At 62.8% G+C, this 21,349-nt stretch carries 21 protein-coding genes; 12 read left to right on the top strand and 9 right to left on the bottom strand.

The window, feature by feature from the left end; genetic code table 11:
• Window positions 1–52 precede the first annotated feature (52 nt).
• From EPK99_RS12805 to EPK99_RS12785, 5 genes are all read right to left on the bottom strand, one after another.
• Window positions 53–1,120, bottom strand: a complete 1,068-nt coding sequence (locus EPK99_RS12805; protein WP_128443482.1) for a Gfo/Idh/MocA family protein — start codon at window positions 1,118–1,120, stop codon at window positions 53–55.
• Complete coding sequence (locus tag EPK99_RS12800; RefSeq protein ID WP_128443481.1) at window positions 1,117–1,959, bottom strand: carbohydrate ABC transporter permease; 843 nt, start codon at window positions 1,957–1,959, stop codon at window positions 1,117–1,119. Before EPK99_RS12800 ends, EPK99_RS12805 begins: the two co-directional genes overlap by 4 nt.
• Before the next feature lie 10 nt (window positions 1,960–1,969).
• Window positions 1,970–2,914, bottom strand: a complete 945-nt coding sequence (locus EPK99_RS12795; protein ID WP_128443480.1) for a carbohydrate ABC transporter permease — start codon at window positions 2,912–2,914, stop codon at window positions 1,970–1,972.
• Between the two features lie 117 nt (window positions 2,915–3,031).
• Window positions 3,032–4,288, bottom strand: a complete 1,257-nt coding sequence (locus EPK99_RS12790) for an ABC transporter substrate-binding protein (protein ID WP_128443479.1) — start codon at window positions 4,286–4,288, stop codon at window positions 3,032–3,034.
• A 26-nt stretch (window positions 4,289–4,314) separates the two neighbouring features.
• On the bottom strand, window positions 4,315–5,229 hold the full coding sequence (locus EPK99_RS12785; protein WP_128443478.1) for an N-acetylmuramic acid 6-phosphate etherase: 915 nt from the start codon (window positions 5,227–5,229) through the stop codon (window positions 4,315–4,317).
• 206 nt (window positions 5,230–5,435) lie between these two features.
• Here EPK99_RS12785 and EPK99_RS12780 point away from each other — a divergent pair, with 206 nt between their 5' ends.
• Genes EPK99_RS12780 through nagA form a run of 4 tightly spaced genes read left to right on the top strand, consistent with a single transcriptional unit; the run spans window position 5,436 to window position 9,286 of the window.
• Complete coding sequence (locus tag EPK99_RS12780; protein WP_128443477.1) at window positions 5,436–6,323, top strand: glucosamine kinase nucleotide-binding domain-containing protein; 888 nt, start codon at window positions 5,436–5,438, stop codon at window positions 6,321–6,323.
• Complete coding sequence (locus EPK99_RS12775) at window positions 6,320–7,084, top strand: GntR family transcriptional regulator (protein WP_128443476.1); 765 nt, start codon at window positions 6,320–6,322, stop codon at window positions 7,082–7,084. The genes EPK99_RS12780 and EPK99_RS12775 overlap by 4 nt, the downstream gene beginning before the upstream one ends.
• 19 nt (window positions 7,085–7,103) lie before the next feature.
• Window positions 7,104–8,126, top strand: a complete 1,023-nt coding sequence (locus EPK99_RS12770) for an SIS domain-containing protein (RefSeq protein WP_128443475.1) — start codon at window positions 7,104–7,106, stop codon at window positions 8,124–8,126.
• Complete coding sequence (gene nagA, locus EPK99_RS12765; RefSeq protein WP_128443474.1) at window positions 8,123–9,286, top strand: N-acetylglucosamine-6-phosphate deacetylase; 1,164 nt, start codon at window positions 8,123–8,125, stop codon at window positions 9,284–9,286. Before EPK99_RS12770 ends, nagA begins: the two co-directional genes overlap by 4 nt.
• Here nagA and EPK99_RS12760 read toward each other — a convergent pair.
• The 3 genes from EPK99_RS12760 to EPK99_RS12750 all read right to left on the bottom strand — a co-directional run bounded on the left by EPK99_RS12760 (window position 9,271) and on the right by EPK99_RS12750 (window position 11,943).
• Entirely contained in the window at window positions 9,271–10,680 is a 1,410-nt protein-coding gene (locus EPK99_RS12760) for a sensor histidine kinase (protein WP_128443473.1), read from the bottom strand. The two genes, nagA and EPK99_RS12760, sit on opposite strands and share 16 nt — an antisense overlap.
• Window positions 10,677–11,354, bottom strand: coding sequence for a response regulator transcription factor (locus tag EPK99_RS12755; RefSeq protein WP_128443472.1), 678 nt, complete (start codon window positions 11,352–11,354; stop codon window positions 10,677–10,679). Before EPK99_RS12755 ends, EPK99_RS12760 begins: the two co-directional genes overlap by 4 nt.
• Before the next feature lie 79 nt (window positions 11,355–11,433).
• Window positions 11,434–11,943: a DUF1993 domain-containing protein gene (locus tag EPK99_RS12750; RefSeq protein ID WP_128443471.1), complete on the bottom strand. Its 510-nt coding sequence runs from the start codon at window positions 11,941–11,943 to the stop codon at window positions 11,434–11,436.
• Window positions 11,944–12,137: 194 nt separating this feature from the next.
• On the opposite strand from EPK99_RS12750, the gene EPK99_RS12745 reads away from it, so the two are divergent.
• The 4 genes from EPK99_RS12745 (at window position 12,138) to EPK99_RS12730 (ending at window position 16,403) form a co-directional block, all read left to right on the top strand.
• Window positions 12,138–13,208 (top strand): ABC transporter substrate-binding protein, encoded by a 1,071-nt coding sequence (locus EPK99_RS12745; protein WP_128443470.1) that lies wholly within the window; start codon window positions 12,138–12,140, stop codon window positions 13,206–13,208.
• Between the two features lie 221 nt (window positions 13,209–13,429).
• Window positions 13,430–14,374: a Bug family tripartite tricarboxylate transporter substrate binding protein gene (locus tag EPK99_RS12740; protein ID WP_128443469.1), complete on the top strand. Its 945-nt coding sequence runs from the start codon at window positions 13,430–13,432 to the stop codon at window positions 14,372–14,374.
• Window positions 14,371–14,865 carry a tripartite tricarboxylate transporter TctB family protein gene (locus tag EPK99_RS12735; RefSeq protein WP_128443468.1) on the top strand — a complete coding sequence of 165 codons (495 nt, stop codon included), beginning with the start codon at window positions 14,371–14,373 and terminating at the stop codon, window positions 14,863–14,865. Before EPK99_RS12740 ends, EPK99_RS12735 begins: the two co-directional genes overlap by 4 nt.
• 20 nt (window positions 14,866–14,885) lie before the next feature.
• Window positions 14,886–16,403: a tripartite tricarboxylate transporter permease gene (locus EPK99_RS12730; RefSeq protein ID WP_128443467.1), complete on the top strand. Its 1,518-nt coding sequence runs from the start codon at window positions 14,886–14,888 to the stop codon at window positions 16,401–16,403.
• Window positions 16,404–16,465: 62 nt separating this feature from the next.
• Here the strand turns inward: EPK99_RS12730 and EPK99_RS12725 are convergent, their stop codons facing one another.
• Window positions 16,466–17,395 (bottom strand): glutaminase, encoded by a 930-nt coding sequence (locus EPK99_RS12725; RefSeq protein WP_128443466.1) that lies wholly within the window; start codon window positions 17,393–17,395, stop codon window positions 16,466–16,468.
• Between the two features lie 191 nt (window positions 17,396–17,586).
• On the opposite strand from EPK99_RS12725, the gene EPK99_RS12720 reads away from it, so the two are divergent.
• From EPK99_RS12720 to EPK99_RS12705, 4 genes are all read left to right on the top strand, one after another.
• Entirely contained in the window at window positions 17,587–18,486 is a 900-nt protein-coding gene (locus EPK99_RS12720; protein ID WP_128443465.1) for a DMT family transporter, read from the top strand.
• A 28-nt stretch (window positions 18,487–18,514) separates the two neighbouring features.
• Window positions 18,515–19,726: a TIGR03862 family flavoprotein gene (locus tag EPK99_RS12715; protein ID WP_128443464.1), complete on the top strand. Its 1,212-nt coding sequence runs from the start codon at window positions 18,515–18,517 to the stop codon at window positions 19,724–19,726.
• Between the two features lie 100 nt (window positions 19,727–19,826).
• Entirely contained in the window at window positions 19,827–20,558 is a 732-nt protein-coding gene (locus EPK99_RS12710) for a YoaK family protein (RefSeq protein WP_128443463.1), read from the top strand.
• Between the two features lie 4 nt (window positions 20,559–20,562).
• Window positions 20,563–21,348, top strand: coding sequence for a YdcF family protein (locus tag EPK99_RS12705; RefSeq protein WP_128443462.1), 786 nt, complete (start codon window positions 20,563–20,565; stop codon window positions 21,346–21,348).
• The last annotated feature ends 1 nt before the right edge of the window (window position 21,349 follow it).

Below are 21,349 nucleotides of genomic sequence, written 5' to 3'. Positions count from 1 at the left end.
TCGTCCAGGCAGAATGCGGAACAGCCAATCGCTAGATGTCCGGCCGGAATTGCTAAAGCTTAACAGGCTTGCCCGTTCGGGCGCTTTCGTCGGCCGCAAGGCAGATGCGCAGCGACTGCACCGCGTCGTCCATATGCCTCGTCAGGTCGATGTCCTCGCGGATCGCCTTCAGCACATAGGCCTGCTCCAGATCGCAGAGTTCCTGATGGCCCGGCTCGCCGGCCATGGTCATGTCCTCGTCGGGGTGGATGAACTTGCCGCCCGGCCCGGTCTCGGCGCTGTGCAGGCGGATCACCGAAGTCTTGGTATGGGTATCGATGTCGTCGGACTTGGCGTTCGGATCCATGACGATAGACACGGAGCCCTTGGGAGACATGACGTCCTTCACGAAAAACGCCGTCTCGGACATCATCGGTCCCCAGCCCGCCTCGTACCAGCCGAGCGAGCCGTCATCGAACAGCACCTGCAGATGCCCGTAATTATACATATCCGGCGCAATCTCGTCCGACAGCCGCAGGCCCATGCCACGGACCTCGACAGCTTTCGCATCGGTAATCTGGCACATGACATCGACATAGTGGACTCCGCAATCAACGATCGGCGGGGTCGTCTGCATCAGCGCCTTGTGCACGTCCCAGGTGGGGCCGCTGGACTGCTGGTTGAGGTTCATGCGGAAGACGTAAGGAGGGCCCAGCTTGCGGGCTTCGGAGATCAGCCGGATCCAGGACGGATGGTGGCGCAGGATATAGCCGATCACCAGCTTCTTGCCGGCTTTCCGGGCAGCGACGACAACGCGCTCAGCGTCGGCAACCGTCGTGGCGAGCGGCTTTTCCACGAAGACGTGGCAACCGGCCTCGAATGCGGCAACGGCATAATCCGCATGGCTGTCGGAATAGGTGCAGATGGAGCAGAGGTCAGGCTTCAGCTCCGCAAGCGCCGTCAGGAAATCGGGCTGGATCACGTATCGGTCGAGCTCTTCCGGCAGGTTGGCCGGCCCGGAACGGTTGACGAGGCCGACGATTTCGAAGCCGGGTTCGTTATGGTAGGCGAGCGCATGGCTGCGGCCCATATTGCCGAGGCCGGCGACCAGGACGCGGATGGGCTTTTCCGTTGAACTCACTTCACTGCTCCTGCGGTGATGCCGCGGATCAGCTGCCGCGCGAAGATGACGTAGAGAACGAGGATCGGCAGGATCGCAAGCGAAAGCGCTGCAAGGACGGCGTTCCAGTTGGTGACGAATTGGCCAATGAAGATCTGGCTGCCCAGCGTCACCGTCTTTGTCGCTTCGGACGGCGCCAGGATCAGCGGGAACCAGAGGTCATTCCAAATGGGTATCATGGTGAAGACGGCGACGGTCGCCATGGCCGGCCGGACCAGCGGCAGGACGAGGCGGAAGAAGATCGCGTATTCCGACAGGCCATCGATGCGCCCGGCATTCTTCAGGTCGTCCGACACGCCGCGCATGAATTCAGACAGGATGAAGATGGCGAGCGGGATGCCTTGGGCGGTGTAGACGAGGATCAGCGCCGTCAGCGTATTGACCAGGCCGGTTGCCACCATACCCTGCAGGATGGCGACAGTGCCGAGCCGGATCGGGATCATGATGCCGATCGCCATATAAAGACCCATCAGCGCATTGCCGCGGAAGCGATATTCCGACAGGGCGAAGGCTGCCATGGCCCCGAAGAGAAGCACCAGGACGATGGCGGCCACCGTCACGATAAAGCTGTTCTGGAAATAGTGGATAAAATCCGCCTGGCCGAGCACTGTCTGGTAGCCGATCAGGCTGAAGGTGGACGGCAGCGGCACCTGCAGCGGCGACCGGAAGATGGCGTTGCGGTCCTTGAAGGAATTGATGACCGTGAGGAAGACCGGAAAGATGGCGATGACGGTATAGGCCATCAGTGCCAAATGCACGAAGCCGGTGCGGACGGGTGACATGCGGGCTCGGTTCGACATCTCTGCCCTTTCAGAACTGGTAACGGCGCATGCGCCGCTGGATGGCGAAAAGGTAGAAGCTGACGCCGGCGAGGATGATCAGGAACATCACCGTTGCGATCGTCGCGCCCATTGAGCGATCGCCGAGCTGTAGCTGGAAGCCGAAGAAGGTACGGTAAAGGAAGGTGCCCAGGATGTCGGTCGACATGTCGGGGCCGGCCAGCGCGCCCTGAATGGTGTAGACAAGGTCGAAGGCATTGAAATTGCCGACAAATGTCAGGATCGAGATGATCCCGATCGCTGGTAGGATCAGCGGCAGCTTGATCTTCCAGAACTGGCTCCAGCCGGTAATGCCATCGCACTCGGCAGCCTCGATCACCTCTTCCGGAATGCTCAACAGCGCCGCATAGATCAGCATCATCGGAATGCCGATATATTGCCAGTTCGAGATCAGCGATACGGCAATCAGCGCCGGGCCGGACTGTCCCAGCCATGGAGCAAAGAGAGATTTTGCGCCGACCAGGCTCAGCAGCCAGGGCGCGACACCCCAGATCGGCGACAGGATGAGTTTCCAGATGAAGCCCACGATGACGAAGGAGAGAAGCGTCGGCAGGAAGATGGCCGTGCGATAGAAAGCGACGAAGCGCAGCTTCGGTGTGGACAGAAGCGCTGCCAGCGCGATCCCGATCGGGTTCTGCACGCACATGTGGATGGCAAAGAAGATCAGGTTGTTGCGCAACGCATTCCAGAAGTCGTGCGCCCAGCGCTGATCGCCGAACATGACCTGATAATTCCCGAATCCGACAAAGGTCGGGACGCCGTCCACGAGATTGTAGAAGGAGAGCCTCAGCGTCTCGATCAGCGGAAGCACCATGATGGCCGAATAGACGATGAAGGCGGGCGCCAGGAAGACGGCGATGTGCCAACGCACGTGGCGCTTGATCGGGGCCGCTTCTATTGATGGCGTGTCGGTCACATTTCGCTCCAGGCTTGCCGTTTACCTCCCCTCATTCCTGCGACATCCCGTGGGCGAAGCCCTAAGGGCACAGGGAGAAGGGCCGCGCGTGACGCGGCCCTTCTTGCACTTAAGGCATTACTTGGCCGGCTTGTACCAGCTGTCGAGGCCCTTCTGCAGCTTTTCGGCTGCGACCTTCGGTGTGTCCGTGCCGTTGATGACGTTGGCGGATTCCACCCAGGTCTCGTTTTCGAGGTTCGGCTTGCCACGCGACAGGATCTGGTAGGTCGAGCGGACGGTCGGCTTGAAGGAAGCGCGCCAGGAGACGAATTCCTGCGCCAGCGGATCGCTCATCTTCACCGGCGTCGAGTTCAGGCTGAAGAAGCCCGGCAGCGCGTTGGCGTAGATATCGGCAAATTCCGGCGAAGCGACCCAGGTCAGGAACTTCTTGGCTTCCTCCTGGTGGGCGCTCTTGGCGTTCAAGCCAACGCCGATATCCGGATGGTCCGAGATATAGCCGGTGTCGCCAGCCTTCGGAACCGGCGGCGGGAAGGCACCCATCTTGAACTGCGCCTGCGTGTTGAACAGTGAAATTTCCCAGGAGCCGGCCGGATAGATGGCGGCACGGCCGAGCGTGAAGAGGTTCTGGCTGTCCGAATAGGTCTGGGCTTCGAAGCCGTCGCCGAGATAGGGCTTCCACTTGGCAAGCTCCTCGTAAGGCTTGACCCATTCCGGATCGGTGAGCTTCTGCTTGCCGGAAATGAGAGCGGCGCGGCCTTCCTCGCCCTTCCAGTAGTTAGGGCCGATGTTCTGGTAGCCCATGGTTGCGGCTTCCCAGAGGTCCTTCGTGCCCATGGCCAGAGGAATGTAGGTGCCATCCTTCTTGATCTTGTAGAGAGCGGCGTAGAATTCGTCGTTCGTCTTCGGCACCGAGATGCCGAGCTTTTCGAAGGCGTCCTTGTTGTAGATGAAGCCGTGGATGACGGATGCCATCGGCACGCAGAAGGTCTTGGAGCCGTCATCGGTGGACCAGGCGGCCTTGGCGACGGGCGAGAAATTACCCATGCCGGAGAGGCTGGTCAGGTCGGCGATCTGCTTCTTGTTGAAGAGTTCGAGCGAGGCATCGAAAGGACGGCAGGTGATGATGTCGCCCGCCGAGCCCGCGTCGAGCTTGGCGTTCAGCGAGGCATTGTATTCGGTCGGCGCCGTCGGCGAGAAGACCAGCTTGATGCCCGGGTTCTTCGCCTCGAAGGCTGGGATCAGCTTTTCCTTCCAGATGGCGAGGTCGTCGTTACGCCAGCTCTCGATGGTGAGCTGCACGTCGGCTGCATGCGCCATGCCGGCGGATGCCAGCACGGTCGCGGCAAGAAGCATGCCTTTGGTTACGCGGATCATGATGCTGTTCTCCCTTTTGTAGCGCCTTAGGCGCGTTTGATGGAACTCTTTAAATCGCGAAGCTCGGCCAGTGCCGGTCGCAAAACCTGCTGGGCTCGGTCGAGAAGCGCCTGCGCGGCGTCAAGATCGGCAGCGCCGGCGCCCAAGAGAACGGCAAGCTTGACCGATCCCCCTGCCCGCTTCAGCAGCTCGTCCGCTTCTTCCGGTTCGACCGCGGCAATTTCGGCCACCATGCCGGCGGCGCGCGCCCGCAGCTTCTCGTTGTCGGCCCGCAGGTTGACCATGTGCCCGTCATGGACATGGCCAAGCTTGATGGCGGCCAGTGTGGACAGCATGTTGAAGGCAATCTTCTGCGCTGTGCCCGCACCCATGCGGGTAGAGCCCGCAACGAGTTCCGGCGGCGTTTCAAGAAGGATCCTGATATCGGCCTCATGAAACAGCTTGGCATTGCTGTTATTGGCCATGGCGATCACCTTGGCGCCGCGGTGCTGGGAAATATCGGCGATCGTGACGGCATAGGGCGTGGATCCGCTGGCCGAAACGCAGATGACACAATCTCCCGCGCCAATCACTGCCGCATCCTTTTCGGCAAGAGCGACGTCATCCTCGGGCGCGCCTTCCATGTCCGTCAGGCTGGAAATGCCACCTGCCAGAAGCAGCACGATCTGCTCGCGCGGGATACCATAAGTGCCGGGAAGTTCGAGCGCATCCGCCAGGGCCATGAGCCCGGAACTGCCTGCGCCGACATAGACGAGCTTACCGCCGGCCCGCAGCGTGTCGGCGACAAGTTCCGCAGCGCGCGCAATGGAGCCCGCAGCCTTATCGACAGCCTTTGCCGCCTCCTGCTGGCCGGCTGCCAGAAGCTCAAGGACAGCGGCGGGCGCGAGCATATCCAGCCCTCCCGCTTTCCCATTCTTCGCTTCGGTGGCAATTTTGCTCATCCGGTTCTCCCTCAGTCAAAATGATGCCAAAAAAATACCAATTGTCTAGCGGGAAATTAACAATCGGTGACGAATTCGACTGCGCCTTCATCTTTGACCAGATTATTGGGAATGTTTTCAATTATTTGGAACATGCCCATCCCGAATTTCCGAAAACAGGCTTGGTAAATGGTATTTTTTTGGTATCATTTTTGCCGGAGGTACAGATGACGCCCTATTTCCTTGGAATCGATGGTGGAGGAACGAGCTGCCGTGCGGCGCTGGCTGATGGCAGCGGAACGGTGATCGGCCGAGGCAGGAGCGGAGCTTCCAATATTCTGACCGATCCCGACACGGCTCTCAAGCACATTGTCGAGGCGTCGGAGCTTGCTTTCCAGGAAGCCGGGATTTCACCGCAGCTGACATCCACCTTCGCCATTCTCGGGCTGGCCGGCAACAATGTCGGGGACGCCGTCAACTACGTGAAGGCGCGGCTTCCCTTTGCCGGCGCCGACATCGTCTCCGACGGAATGATAGCCTTGCAAGGTGCGATCGGCGACGAGGACGGCACGATCGGCATTGTCGGCACGGGCACCGTTTACATCCTTCGTCATAAAGGCAGGCTGCGATCGATCGCCGGCTGGGGCTTCCACGTGAGCGATCTCGGCAGCGGCGCCCGGCTGGGTCAGATGGCGCTGCAGGAATGCCTGCTGGCTTACGACCGTATCCATCCGATGACCGGCCTGTCGCAGACCATTCTGGCGGAGTTCGGCGGACGCCCCGAGACCGTGGTGGAATTCGCGCGGCTGGCAAAGCCCGGCGAGTTCGGCCGCTATACGCCCAGGGTCTTCGAATTTGCCGGCAGGGGCGACGAAGTTGCGCTGCGCATCCTCAAGACAGGGGCGGTCGGCATCGACGAGGCGCTGGATGCCGTCGAGGCCATCACCGGTGGAAACGGCAAACTATGCCTTCTAGGCGGTCTTGCACCTCTTTATCCGCCATTCCTCGCAGAACGGCACCGGCTGCGGCTGTCCGATCCCCTGGCCGACGCGCTAACGGGTGCAGTCGCGCTGGCGCTCAAGACCTACGGGGCAGCGGTGGAGGTGGAGGCATGAGCCAGATGCTCTCCGACATTCTGCCTCTCGACGGGCTGCAGGGCGCCGGCACCGGACCGCTATACCGAAAACTTCGCCAGAGCCTGGAAGACGCCATCCGGTCGGGCAAGCTCGACCATGGCGACGCACTTCCCGCGGAACGCGACCTTGCGGACTATGCCCATGTGAGCCGTGTGACGGTGCGCAAGGCGGTGGACGATCTCGTCCGCGACGGCCTGCTGACCCGTCGTCACGGCTCCGGCACGTTCGTGGTCAAGCCCATGTCGCGGGTGGAGCAACCGCTGACCCGCCTGACCTCATTCACCGAGGATATGGCGCGACGTGGCGTGGTGACGCGGTCGGAATGGCTGGAGCGCGGGCTGTTTCATCCTTCCCCCGAAGAGATGATGATGTTGGGTCTGGCGCCCGGCACAAGCGTGGCGCGCATCGGCCGGCTTCGCATCGGCAACGACATGCCGCTCGCGATAGAGCGGGCCAGCATCTCGGCGGAGTTTCTTCCCGATCCGTCCGCCGTCACCACCTCGCTCTATGCCGAGCTCGAGAAGAAGGACGCCCGACCGGTGCGCGCCATCCAGCGCATCTCGGCCTGCAACATGAAGAAAGCCGATGCGGGCCTTTTATGTGTGCCCATCGGTTCAGCCGGGCTTTCGATCGAGCGGGTTTCCTATCTGGCGTCCGGCCGCGTGGTGGAGCTGACGCGTTCGCTTTACCGCGGCGACGCCTATGATTTCGTGGCCGAGCTTTCGCTTGGCGAAAACTGACATTTGAAGGACATCGAGCATGCAGACGCATATGCGGCAGGAAATCAACGAGATCCCTGAGGCGGTCGGTCGCCTGCTGGAGCGGTCGTCCGCAGAATTGGCAACAGCCGGCCGGGCGCTGCGGGAAAAGGATCCCGCCTTTCTGGTGACGATCGCGCGTGGCTCCTCCGACCATGCGGCGACCTTCATCAAATATGCGGTCGAGCTGACCGCCGGGCGACCGGTCGCCTCTCTCGGGCCCTCGCTCGCCTCCATCTACGATGCGAAGCTGCGGCTCGAGCGCGGTGCCGCCATCGCCATTTCACAATCGGGCAAGAGCCCGGACATCGTCGCCATGGCCGAAGCCGCGACGAAAGGCGGCGCAGTGACCGTGGCGCTTACCAACACCCTGCCCTCGCCGATCGCGAGCGCCTGCAACCATGGCATCGACATCCATGCGGGGCCTGAACTGGCGGTCGCCGCCACCAAATCCTTCGTCAACTCGATCGTGGCAGGGCTCGGGCTTCTTGCCGAATGGGTGAACGACGAGACATTGCGGACGGCGCTCTGGCAGCTTCCCCAGCATTTCGAGCAGGCGGTCAAGCTCGATTGGAGCGAGCTTGCACAGGAGCTGGGCGATGCGGAATCGCTCTACATGCTGGGCCGCGGTCCGGCACTTGCGATCGCCAGCGAGGCTGCTCTGAAATTCAAGGAGACGTCGAACATGCACGCCGAGGCCTATTCCGCAGCCGAAGTGCTGCATGGCCCGGTGGCTCTGGTAGAGAGGCGTTTTCCGGTCGTCACCTTTGCGGCACGGGATGCGGCGGAAGCATCGGCAACCGAGATTGCCGATAGTCTCGCCGCCAAGGGCGCGCTTGCCTTTACAACGTCCGATCGGGTGAAGAGTGCCCGCCGGCTTCCCTTCGTTGCGACAGGACATCCGCTGACGGATGCGCTCTGCCTCATCCTGCCGTTTTATGGTTTCGTGGAAGCCTGGTCGCGCGCCAAGGGCTTCAATCCCGATGCGCCGGTGGCGCTCAAGAAGGTGACCGAAACCCTATGAGCAGGCCACAAGCCCTGACGGGCGCCCGGATCTTCGACGGCGTTTCATGGCATGACGGGGAAGCGCTCGTTGTTGCCGATAGCCGCATCCAGGCCCTGCTGCCGCTGGTGGATTTGGCCGACGACATCGAGATGATCGACGTCGCAGGGCAGATCATCGTGCCGGGCTTCATCGACCTGCAGGTGAACGGCGGAGGCGGCGTGCTGCTGAACGAGGTGCCGACCGCCGCCGGCATCGCGCAGATATGCGCCGCGCACGCCAAGTTCGGCACGACTGGGCTTTTGCCGACGCTGATCACCGATACGCCGCAGGTTACGGCAGCGGCGATCGAGGCGGGCAAGCAGGCTAGGCGGGAGGCCGTGCCCGGCTTTCTCGGCCTCCACCTTGAGGGGCCGCATCTTTCGCTGGCACGCAAGGGTGCGCATGATCCCGCCCTCATCCGCCCGATGCAGAGCGAGGATATGGAGCGCATCCTGTCCTGTCGCGGCGTGTTCGACGCGCTGATGACGACGATCGCCCCGGAAAGCGTGACGCTGGAGCAGGTGAGAACCCTTGCAGACGCCGGCTTCATCGTCAGCATCGGCCACACGGACAGCACCTACGACATCGCCCGGCGCTATGCCGCGGCCGGCGCCCGAACCGTGACTCACATCTTCAACGCCATGAGCCCGCTTGCGCATCGCGAACCGGGCATCGTGGGTGCCGCACTCGATATCGGCAGTCTTCATGTCGGCATGATCGCCGACGGCATCCATGTTCATCCGGTCGCCATGGGCGTCGCACTGCGCTCCAAGAACGGTCCGGGGCGGATCTTCCTTGTGACCGACGCCATGTCGCCGATCGGCACGGATCTCACCAGTTTCACGCTGAACGGCCGCGAGATCCTGCGCCGCGACGGTCGCCTGACGTTGGCCGACGGAACGCTGGCCGGCGCCGATATCGACATGATCAGCTCCGTCCGCTTCGTCCATGAGACGCTCGGCCTGCCGCTGGAGGAGGCGTTGCGCACGGCCTCCGTCTACCCGGCCGAGGCGGCAAGGCTGTCCGATCGGAAAGGCACGCTGAAGACAGGCTTCGATGCGGACTTCGTGGTCCTTAGCCAAGGCCTTGGCATCCGCAGCACGTGGATCGGCGGCAACTGCGTCTACCGCGCCGATTGAGGAACCGGATCTTCCCCGGCCAGGGCAAAGAATAGCTGCACCTTCAAGCCGCGGCCAGCGCTACGCTCGCCCAGGCTGAGGCGCGCGCCATGGAGACGGGCAATCTCTTCGACGATCGGGAGCCCGAGCCCCGTGCCGGACGCATCTGTCCGGCCTCCGCGTTCGAAGCGCGCAAGCACGGAAGCCCGTTTTTCGGTTGGTATCCCCGGCCCATCGTCCTCCACTTCCAGCAACGCCTCCTCCTCCTGGCGGAAGACGCGAACGGTGACTTCGGCGCCGCGGCCGGCATAGAGAAGAGCGTTGCCGATCAGGTTCTTCAGCAGCTCTCCGATAAGCAGGGGCTCGGCCATGACGCCCAGCTCTGCCTCGCCCTCGAACCCCAGGTCGATACCTGCCTCCGACGCCTGCGGCACATGATCTGCCGTCGCGGATCGCGCCAGCCCCACCAGGTCGACAGGCTGCATGGAGGCAGACCGGGTCGCGGCGTTTATCTTCGCCATCAGCAGCAACTGCGCCAGAAGTCGCTCGGCATCCGCCACCGCCTCGTCCGCCTTGCACGCTGCGCAACGGGCTTCCTCCAGCGTGCCAGCACGATTTGCAAGTGCGAGCTGGGTGCGGATGATGGCAAGCGGCGTACGCAACTGGTGGCTGGCATTGCCGGTGAAGTGGCGCAGGGCGTTCAGAGCGCCCTCCAGTCGCACCATGAAGGAGTTGACCGTATCCACCAGCCCCTGCACCTCGCTCGGCACTTGCTGCTCGATCGGATGCAGGTCGTCCGGGCTGCGCTCCGCAATCGCCTCGCTGAAGCGGTAGAGCGGACGGAGAGACAGGGTGACGGCGACCCAGACGATCACTGCCGCGCCCGCCATCATAAACAGAAGGCGCAGTGCCGACCGCAAAAGGATAGTGCGCGTCAGTTGCTGGCGGGCCATGGTGGTTTCGGCCACGGTGACGACGAAAGGCACCGACTTGATCCCCGTGGAGGCAGAACGGGCCAGAACAGCTACACGGATCGGCTCACCGCGGAAGCTGGCGTTTTCGAAGGCAACCGCCTGACCTTCCCGCCGGGGAATAGACGGAAGGTTTTGATAGCCGGTGATGAACACGCCGGGCGGACCGTCCACTCGATAGAAGACCCGATCCTGCGCCGCGGAGGTCAGCATTTCCAGCGCAACGTAGGGGATATCGACCTCGAGCGATCCGTTTTCCGAGACGATCACCCGCTCGGCAATCGCCAGCGCCGATCCGGCAAGGACGCGGTCGGAGACTTCATTGGCGGTATCGACAGCCTCGTTCCAGGTGTCCGCCATGGCTGCTGCCCCAATGACGGCCGTGGCGATCAGCAGCCATGCCAGCAGACGGCGGCGCAGCGAATAGGCAGCATTTGGCGTCATGCCGGGGTTGCCAGCCGTTCGAGATAATAACCGATGCCGCGAGCCGTCTTGACCGTCAGGCCATGAGCATTCAACCGCTTTCGTAGCCGGCTCACATATTGCTCGATTGCATTGGCCGACAAGTCCTCGTCGAAGCCGGTCAGAGAGCGCATGATTGCCTCCTTGGAGACGACCTTACCGGCCCGAAGGAACAGAAGCTCCAGCAGTGCCACCTCGCGCGCAGGAATATCGATCGGGCCACTTTCGCCCCGAAAGGTACGCGAGGTAAGATCGAAGGTGACGGCGCCATAGGTGACGAGCGAACTGCGCAGCCCGGAATGCCGCCTCAGCAGCACCCGGATGCGGGCTTCGAATTCGGACACGTCGAAGGGCTTGATCATGTAGTCGTCGGCGCCGAGGTCGAGCCCCCTCACCCGTTCCTCCGGGGCGCCGCGGGCGGTCAGGATCATCACCGCCGCCCTGTTCTGCCGGGCGCGCATGGCGCGCAGCACGTCCAGCCCGTCCATTTCCGGAAGGTTCAGGTCAAGGATGACCAAGTCGTAGATCTCGGCGGCGGCAACTGCCTCCGCCGAAGTGCCGTCCGCCACGAGATCGACCGCATAGCCGCTGCCGCGCAGGATGGACGCTAGCCCATCGGCCAGCGTCCTGTTGTCCTCCACCAGAAGTATGCGCACCCGTTCCCGCTCCCGTTCAGGGCAATCCTACAGGCAGGAGAAGTGGAAGTCACGGACCGGCAAAACGGCCGTTTGCGCCTTACTCGGGCCGGCCGATGAAGTCCATCTTGCCGACCGGAACGCCCTTGTGACGCAGGATGGCGTAGGCGGTCGTGGCATGGAAGAAGAAGTTCGGCAGGGCGAAGTTGAGAAGATAGGTCCGGCCGGTAAAGATCGTGGAACCATTGCGGGTCTTGACCTCGACTTCGGCATCGTCCTTGTCCGCCATGCTGGCCGGATCGGCGGTCTTCAGGAACTCGACCGTCTTGCCGATGCGAGCATGTAGATCGGCAAAGCTTGCCTCCTCGTCGGCCATGGGCAGGTTCTCTACTCCGCCAACGCGGACGGGCACGAACTTGGCTGTATCGCTGGCCCGCTGGATCTGGCCGGTCAGCGGCAGCATGTCCTCATAAAGGCGGGCCTGAAGCAGGTCCTGATGGGCAATCCCTTTTTCATCCGCGAAAGCTTCGCCCTTCTTCAGGATTTCGGTGAGGTTTCCGAGCGCACGGAGAAAGACGGGAACGCTGATATCGTAGAGCGTGAGCGACATGGGCTATGCCTTTTTTCAGGAACGAGGACCGGCGCGCCGGCATGGAACGAGGCTGAGGTAAGAAGAGGCTTTCGGATTACAAGATCGCCGATCCAGCCTCGGAGCCTATGTGGCAGAAGCGCACTCCGACGCCTGACGGAAGGCCATCATAGCGCCCGCTTGTGGCCGGCGCACCGCTGCTGCATTGTTACCGGATGAAATTGCACCTCCTGCTATTCCTTCTCCTTCTTCTGCCGCCGGATATGGCGAAGGCGGACGCGGTGATATTCCCTGCGCCATCCGGAACCGGCGACGTCCCTGTTCTGACCGTCTATTCCTCGCTGGACGAGCCGCTTGCAAAACCGATGATCACCGGCTTCCAGCAGGCCAATCCGGACGTCGCCGTGCGCTACGAGGAGATGCTGACCGGCGAGATCTTCGACCGGATCGTGCGCGAAACGGATGCTGGGCAACGCACCGCCGATTTTGCCTTTTCCTCGGCCATGGATCTGCAGGTGAAGCTTGCCAATGACGGCTATGCGCAGCGCAGCGACCTGCCGATGAGCGCCGCCTGGCCGCTCTGGGCCAACTGGCGCAACACGGCCTATGCGCTGACCTTCGAGCCGGCTGTTTTCGTCTACCACAAGCCGAGCTTCAGGACTTCGCCACCGCCCTCGACCCGGGCGGAACTCGTCGCCTTCCTGCAGAGCCAAGGGGATGCCGCCTATGGGCGCATCGGCACTTACGACATAGAGCGATCGGGCGTCGGCTTCCTGTTCATGGCGCGCGACCAGGAGCAGTTCGGCGACATCTGGTCGGTTATCCGAGCCATGGGCGCGGCCGGGGTGAAGCTCTATTCCACCAGCCAGGCCATTCTGGAACGGGTGGCGGACGGGCGCTTCCTGCTCGGCTACAATATTCTCGGCTCCTATGCGGCCGACTGGGCCTCGCGCCATCCGGATGTCGGCATCCTGCTTCCCAAGGATTACACGGTGGTGATGTCGCGCATCGGGCTCGTGCCGCAAGCATCCGCCAACCCGGAGCTGGGCCGCCGCTATCTCCAGTTCTTCATGTCGAAGGAAGGGCAGACGATCATGGCGCGCGAGCTGCAGATCCCCGCCGTCAGCCCGGAGGTCGCCGGAAACAATACGGCCACCACGATGCGCGAGATGCTGGGGGGCCAGTTGAAGCCCGTGCCGGTCAGCCTTGGCCTCATGGTCTATCTCGACCAGGTGAAGCGCGCGCGGCTGATCTCGCGCTGGAACGACGTACTGCGCCTCCAATAGACAGAAAAGAGGTTGCACAGGCGGTTCAGCTGCTGTCAGAATAGGTTCGCGCATAAGATGTCAGCTAAATGTCAGCTTGCTGTGCTGGCTTAGGGCATTCGGTTCCGTGGAGGCGGGACCCGATCGACGAGGGGAGGCTCCACAGTGTTTTGCGCTGCCAGTCCCCCTTCGTTTTAGCCATAACAGCTGCGTCCCAAGCGACGCCAACGGAGGATCTACCCTTGAAACATATCATGCTTGCTTCGATTCTGGCTGGCGCATTGGCCATGCCGGCCTATGCAGCAGACTATTCCATCATGGCGCCTGCCGCTCCGGGCGGCGGCTGGGACCAGACAGCCCGTTCGTTGCAGACCGTCCTTCAGCAGGAGAAGATCTCCAAGCGCGTCCAGGTAATGAACGTTCCCGGTGCCGGCGGCACGATCGGCATCGCGCAGTTCGCCAGCCAGCAGAAGGGCAACCCGAACGCGATCATGGTCGGCGGCTATGTCATGGTCGGCGCCATCCTGACTAACAAGTCGCCGGTGACGCTCAAGGACGTGACGCCGATCGCACGCCTGACCGGCGAATATGAATCGATCGTCGTTCCAGCCTCGTCCGACATCAAGACGGTTGCCGATCTGGTCGCCAAGCTCAAGGCAAACCCGGGCGCCGTGTCCTGGGGCGGCGGTTCGGCCGGCGGCACCGACCACATCACTGTTGGCCTGATTGCCAAGGCTGCCGGTGTCGATCCCACCAAGATCAACTACATCGCCTTTTCGGGTGGCGGCGAATCGCTGGCGGCCATCCTCGGCGGCCAGGTGACGGCCGGCATTGCCAGCTATGGCGAGCTGGAGTCGCAGATCAAGGCCGGCACGCTGCGGCTTCTCGCAGTGTCTTCCGAACAGCGCCTCGAAGGTATCGATGCCCCGACGCTGAAGGAATCCGGGCTCGACGTCGTGATCCAGAACTGGCGCATGGTCGCCGCTGCTCCGGGCATCACCGCGGAACAGAAGGCCGCCATCGTTGCCGACTTCGACAAGCTCGACAAATCCAAAGGCTGGCAGGACACGCTGAAGACCAAGGGCTGGCAGGACACCTATCTAACCGGTCCGGCCTTCGAAGAACAGCTCGCCAAGGACATCGCAGCCACTGAAACCATCCTGAAGGACATCGGTCTCGTCAAATGAGTGTCGACACTCCGAAAACCAACAGCGTACAGCGCCGCCCCGATTGGGCGGCGCTTGTCATTGCTGCCATTCTCCTCATCGTCGCCGGCGTCATCCTGTTCGACGTATCGCGCCTCAGGGATGTCGGCGGCTACAGCCAGGTCGGCCCAGCCACCGTGCCGAGCTGGATCGCCTATGGGCTGATCGGGCTTGCAATCTGGACCATCGCTGCCGCCTTCCGCGGGGATTTCCCCGTCCGTGAAAAGCAGGAAGTGAAGCCGGTCGTCTGGATCGTTGCCGGTCTCGCCGCGCAGATGCTGCTGATCCGCCCGCTCGGCTTTTCCATCGCGACGGGCGTGCTCTTCGTCCTGACGGCGGCAGGGTTCGGCGCCCGCAGGATCTGGATCAGCATCCCCATCGCCATCGTCATCTGTCTTGGCATCTGGTGGGTGTTCGACCAGGTGCTTTCGCTTTCGCTTCCGGCCGGCCCGCTCGAAAACCTTCTCCAGTGACGCGCCCTTAAGAGTAGACCATGAGCACATTCGATTTCCTTCTCCAGGGGCTCGCCGCGGCAATGCTGCCGATGAACCTCTTCTATGCACTGGTCGGCGTCACGCTCGGCACCATGGTCGGCGTTCTGCCCGGCATTGGACCGGCAACCACCGTCGCCCTTCTGCTGCCCGTCACCTACCAGCTGGATGCCACCGGCTCGCTGATCATGTTCGCCGGCATCTATTACGGCGGCATGTATGGCGGATCGACCACGTCCATCCTGCTCAACACACCCGGCGAAAGCGCCTCCATCGTGACGGCATTGGAAGGCAACAAGATGGCCCGCGCCGGCCGCGGCGGTCCCGCACTCGCGACGGCTGCGATCGGTTCCTTCGTGGCCGGCCTCATCGCCACGCTGGCGCTTGCCTTCATCGCGCCCTACATCGTCAAGATCGCACTCGTGTTCGGTCCGCGCGAATATTTCGCGCTGATGGTACTGGCCTTCATCACCGTCTCCTCGGCCTTCGGCGATTCCACCCTGCGTGGTCTCACCTCGCTGTTCATCGGGCTTGCGCTGTCACTCGTCGGCATCGACCAGTTAACCGGCCAAAGCCGCCTGTCCTTCGGCGTTCCCGACCTGCTTGACGGCATCGAGGTGACCACCATGGCCGTCGCCATGTTCGCTATCGGCGAGACGCTTTTCATCGCGGCCCAGGGTGCAACCGCTCCGGACAAGATCGAGGCGGTGAAGGGCTCCGTCTGGATGACCGGCCAGGACTGGGCACGTTCTTGGAAAGCGTGGCTGCGCGGCACCCTGATCGGCTTTCCCATCGGCGCCATGCCGGCCGGCGGCGCCGAAATCGGCACCTTCCTGTCCTACGCGACCGAAAAGAGGCTCAGCAAGCATCCGGAAGAGTTCGGCCATGGCGCAATCGAAGGTGTGGCCGGCCCAGAGGCTGCCAACAACGCGTCTGCCGCCGGTACGCTGGTTCCGCTTCTGACGCTTGGTCTTCCGACGTCGGCCACCGCCGCGATCATGCTCGCCGGCTTCCAGCAATATGGCCTGCAGCCGGGTCCGCTGCTGTTTGCGACCAATCCGCAGTTGGTCTGGGGCCTGATCGCATCGCTGCTCATCGCCAATCTCATGCTTCTGGTGCTGAACTTGCCGCTGGTCGGCCTGTGGGTGCGCCTGCTGACCATTCCGAAGCCCTGGCTCTATGCCGGCATCCTGCTGTTTGCCACGCTCGGAACGATCGGTGCCAATCCTTCGGTGTTCGAACTCGGCATGCTGCTGTTGTTCGGTCTCGTCGCCTATGGCATGCGCGTGTTCGGCTATCCGATTGCGCCCGTCATCGTCGGCCTGATCCTCGGGCCGCTTGCCGAGCAGCAGTTGCGCCGGGCGCTGTCTATCGCCCAAGGGGATATCATGACGCTGTTCCAGTCGCCGATCGCCGCCGTCCTGCTCATCCTCGCAGCACTGGCGCTGATCGTGCCGCTCATCCTGCGCAGCCGCGGCCGTGGGGACGTGCTGACCCAGATGGCCGCCAGCGAAGACTGAGATCGCTTATCGCATGAGACCAGAAAAGCCCGGTTCGCCGGGCTTTTTGCATTTGGCGAGATCTACTGCCCGAAAACCGACCAGCCGGTGCGGTTGGCGAGCATTTCCAATGCCAGCGAGCCGATCAGCGAATTGCCGTTTTGGTTGAGCCCCGGCGACCAGACGGCGACGGAGGCGCGGCCCGGGGCCACAGCCAGAATGCCGCCGCCGACCCCGCTTTTGCCCGGCAGGCCGACGCGATAGGCGAAGTCGCCCGATCCGTCGTAGTGACCACAGGTCAGCATCAGCGCATTGATACGCCGCGCCCGCTGCCGTGACACCACAGTATGCCCGGTCAGCGGCTTGCGGCCGCTTGCCGCCAGGAAAAGGCCGGAGCGGGCAAGCTGCGTGCAGGTCATGGCGAGCGCGCAGTGATGGAAGTAGACACCCAGAACATGCTCCACCGGATGATCGAGCTTGCCGAAGGAGCGCATGAAGTTGGCCAAAGCAAAATTGCGGTAGCCGGTCGCCTCCTCGGACTTCGCGACCGAAGGATCGATGGCTATGGTTTCGTCGTCCGCAAGGTAACGGACGAAGCGGACGATCTCACCGATCGCCTCTCGCGGTGTATGGCCAGCCAGAACGAGGTCGCTCACCGCGATCGCACCGGCATTGATGAAGGGGTTGCGCGGCTTTCCCTCCTCGTGCTCCAGCTGCACGATCGAGTTGAAGGCTGTCCCGGACGGTTCGCGGCCGACCCGGTTCCAGGTGGTTTCGCCGTGTTTGCCCAGCGCCAGCGTCAAGGTGAAGACCTTGGAAATGCTCTGGATCGAAAACGGCACGTCGCAGTCGCCGGCCTTATGGACTGCCCCATCGACGGTGACCACCGCCATGCCGAACCTCTTCGGGTCCACATGGGCGAGTTGCGGTATGTAATCCGCTACCTTTCCTTCGCCGAGCCTAGGGCTCAGCTTTGCATAGATTTCATCGACGGTGGCTTGCAGGTCCGGCATGTCATCCCCTTGTTCCCCGATGGAAAATGCCATCCCGACGGCGCGAGAGGAAGAGGAAAAACCGATTAGCGGACCGGACAATCCTTCAGCGGCGCAAATAGCCCAGCGGACTGCGCCCGGTGCGCTTGTTACGACTCGGGGACAACGCTAACGTGCCTGCTCCCACCAATGCCGTCCGGAGCCTGCCCTGCATGTCCAGCGAAAAGAGCCAGTATCGCCTGGGCGTGATCTATGTTGCCATGTCGGCGCTGGCATGGTCGCTGTCCGGCCTGTTCATGCGGTCGATCTCGGCGGATCTGCCCACAATCCTCTTCCTGCGCGGCCTCGTTTCCGGCACGACGACCTTCCTGTTCTTCTTCTATCTCGAAGGGCGTCACGGCTGGTCGATCCTTCGCTCGATTCGAGGGCCGACGATCCTTGCGACCGTTCTCTCCTCCGCCTCGATGATCTCTGGCCTCGGCTCGATCTATTATACCTCGGTTGCGGATGCGATGGTGATATACGCTACCGTTCCCTTCGTCACGGCCGGGCTTGCCTTCCTGCTCATCCGCGAAAAGGCCAGTCGGTCCACACTTATTGCAAGCCTCGTCGCCTTTGCGGGCGTGGCCGTGATGCTGACCGATGTGCAGGCCGGAGGCTCGCTGCTGGGCAAGGGGCTTGCCGCGATCATGACATGCACGGTCGCCGGGCTTGCAGTGGTGATGCGGCAATACCGCACTGTGCCCATGCTGCCGGCCATGGGCCTGTCCGCCTATCTCTGCTCTTTCTGCATGGTGTGGTTCGCAACGCCCACGGCTGCTACCGGGCAGGACATCGTGCTGATCGTCGCCTTTGGCATCGTTCAGAACGCGTTCGGCCTCATTCTCTACACGTTCGGGGCCAGGCTTATCCCGGCAGCCGATGCCAGCCTGCTGACGGCGCTCGAAGTGCCTTTGACGCCGCTTTGGGTGTGGATCTTCATGGCGGAAATACCACCCCGCGCAACTCTCATCGGCGGGCCGATCGTGCTTCTCGCCCTGTTCGGGCACATCTGGATCGAGGTCCGGCGCAACCGTGAGCCGCTCCCCGTGCTGGGTCCGGCGGGGTCCTGACGCGGCACAGGCTGAGCGGAGGCGGACCTTGGCACAACGGGATATCGCGATTATCGGAGGCGGACCGGCAGGCCTGATGGCCGCCGAAGTTCTGGCTACAGCAGGCTATACAGTTACGGTCTACGAGCAGATGCCGACCGTCGGGCGTAAGTTCCTGCTGGCGGGCAAATCCGGCCTCAACATCACCCACTCGGAAGACTTCGCTCAATTCGCCCAGCGCTTCGGCGCCTCCTCGCCCAAGCTGCAGCAAGCCCTTGAAGACTTTACGCCTGACGACATTCGCGCCTGGGCGGCGGGCCTCGGCACGGAGACCTTCGTCGGCACGTCCGGCCGTGTCTTCCCCACGGCGATGAAGGCGTCGCCTCTCCTGCGTGCCTGGCTGCGGCGGCTGGAGACACAAGGTGTGCGCATCAAGACCCGGCATCGCTGGCTGGGCTTCGATCCGGATGGTCATCGCTTTCATACCCCGGAGGGGGAAATAATGGTCCAGCCCGATGCGGCCCTTCTGGCTCTCGGCGGCGCAAGCTGGCCTCGTCTCGGCTCCGATGGCACCTGGACGGAAATCCTGGCAGAAAAGCACATCAGCGTTTCGCCCCTCAAGCCGGCCAATTGCGGGTTCGATGTGGCCTGGAGCGAGCCATTTCGCCAGCGCTTCTCGGGAGAGCCGGTGAAATCCGTGGCAGCGACGTCCACGGCCGGACGCTTTCAGGGTGAGTTCGTCATTTCCAGGCATGGCATAGAAGGAAGCCTCGTCTATGCCCATTCCGCCGCCCTTCGCGATCAACTGGAACAGGAGGGGCATGCAGCCTTGATCCTGGACCTCGCGCCGGGTCGCGACGCCAGCCGCCTCGCCCGCGATCTTGCGCGGCAGGATGCCAAGGCGAGTTTCGCCAATCGGCTGCGCAAGGGGGCCGGGATCGATGGGGTGAAGGCGGCAGTCATTCGGGAAACGCACCGCCAAGCCAATATGCTTTCGCCCGACGCGCTCGCCCACCTGATCAAGACGCTGCCCATTCCGCTTCTGCGGCCTCGGCCGATCGAGGAAGCCATCTCCTCTGCAGGCGGCATAGCCTGGAGCGAATTGACCGGCGACTACATGCTGAAGACCTCACCTGGCCTGTTCGTCGCGGGCGAGATGGTGGATTGGGAGGCACCGACAGGCGGCTATCTGCTGACGGCCTGCCTCGCCATGGGTCGCACGGCCGCAAAGGGTATTGATAGCTGGTTTTCTCGACGATAAAGCTTGGTCCCAGGCCGAATTTACGGTTTGTTGGCGCCGAGGCCGCATCCGGGCAAAAGGCATTCCGCGATTCTTCCTGCGGCGACAGCGAGCGTAAATCATGCAGAGGCGGCGAAGGATCATTCACACACGGCGAACGGTGACGGGGCTGGCGCTGGTCGGCGCCATCTCCTTCGTGGCCGGGATGACGGATGCGGTCGGACTCATGCTGTTCGGCGATTTCGTATCCTTCATGACCGGTAACACCACCCGCGCCGCGCTCGATTTTGCAGGCGGCAATTTTTCGCATGCGCTCACCCTGTTCGTGGCGATCTGGGTGTTCATCCTGGGCAATGCCCTTGGCATCGTGGTTGCCCACACGGTCTCCGCCCGCCGCGCCTTCGTGGTGCTGGCAAGCGTGTCCGTGGTGCTGGGCATCGCGTCTGCCGTGCCGGCTAGCTATCCTCGCCTGGAATTCTTCCTGGTCGTGCTTGCCATGGGGATGATCAATGCCACTGTCGAGCATATCGAAGGTCTGCCGATCGGCCTCACCTATGTGACGGGCGCCCTTTCGCGCTTCGGCCGCGGCATCGGCCGGTGGCTGGTAGGCGATCGCGATACGACCAGCTGGCTGATCCAATGCGTGCCCTGGACCGGGATGGCCGGCGGCGCCGTCTGCGGCGCCTTCCTGACCCGGTATGCGCCGGGTCAGGCCCTGTGGATCGTGTCGCTCGTGACACTTGCCGTGGCCTTGGTGACCGCCCTCCTGCCCCGCCCGCTGCAGCTTCATTTCCAGCTGCCCATCAAGCCTGCGCGAAACCGCGCCTCCGGCAGACCCCAAACCGATAAGTGAGCTGATGTTTCTTCTGTCGAAACTCGTATGGCTGGCGGCGCAGCCGCTGTCGGTCGCCTTCCTGTTTGCCGCTGCAGCCACCATCTTCGGCTTCGTGGGCCTGCGAAAGCTGGGCGGGCTTTCGGTGCTCATCTCCAGCCTCGTCTTGTTCACCACGCTCTACACCACCGCCGGTCCGGTCGCGCTGCAGGCTCTCGAAAACAGATATCCGAAGCCCGTGAGCGATCCTGCGAACGTCTCCTGCATGATCGTACTTGGCGGCGCCTTCGACAACGAGGTCACCAGCACGCGCGGCGGCGTCGAGTTCAACCAGGCTGCGGATCGCTTCATCGAAGCTCTGCGGCTTGCCCTGCGTTTTCCGCCGTCGCGCGTCCTGGTGTCGGGCGGCGACGGGTCGTTCAGCGGCGTCTATGAGGGGGAGGCCCAGGCTTCGGAGCGCTTCTTTACCGCCTTCGGAGTGTCGGCAGACCGGCTCGTCAAGGAGAACACCTCGCGTACGACCTTTGAAAACACGACCAATACAGCAGGGCTGCTCAAGAGCCAGGGGCTCGACCACTGCCTGCTGATCACATCGGCCTTCCACATGCCGCGTTCAGTCGCGCTGTTCCGCAAGGCAGGCATTGCCGTCTCGCCCTGGCCGGTGGATTACCGTACGCGCGGCGATGTCGGGCTCGGGCTCGATTTCACCCAGCCGAGCCTCAACGCGCAGATCTCATCCACGGCTGCACGCGAATGGATGGCGATCATCGGCTACCGGCTTGCCGGTCGCATAGAAGGCCTTGGGGAATAAG

Source organism: Neorhizobium lilium, from assembly GCF_004053875.1.
In the GTDB taxonomy this organism is placed as follows: Bacteria; Pseudomonadota; Alphaproteobacteria; order Rhizobiales; family Rhizobiaceae; genus Neorhizobium; species Neorhizobium lilii.
The sequence above is the reverse complement of the archived record's forward strand: the minus strand, read 5'-3'. Positions and strand labels throughout refer to the sequence as shown.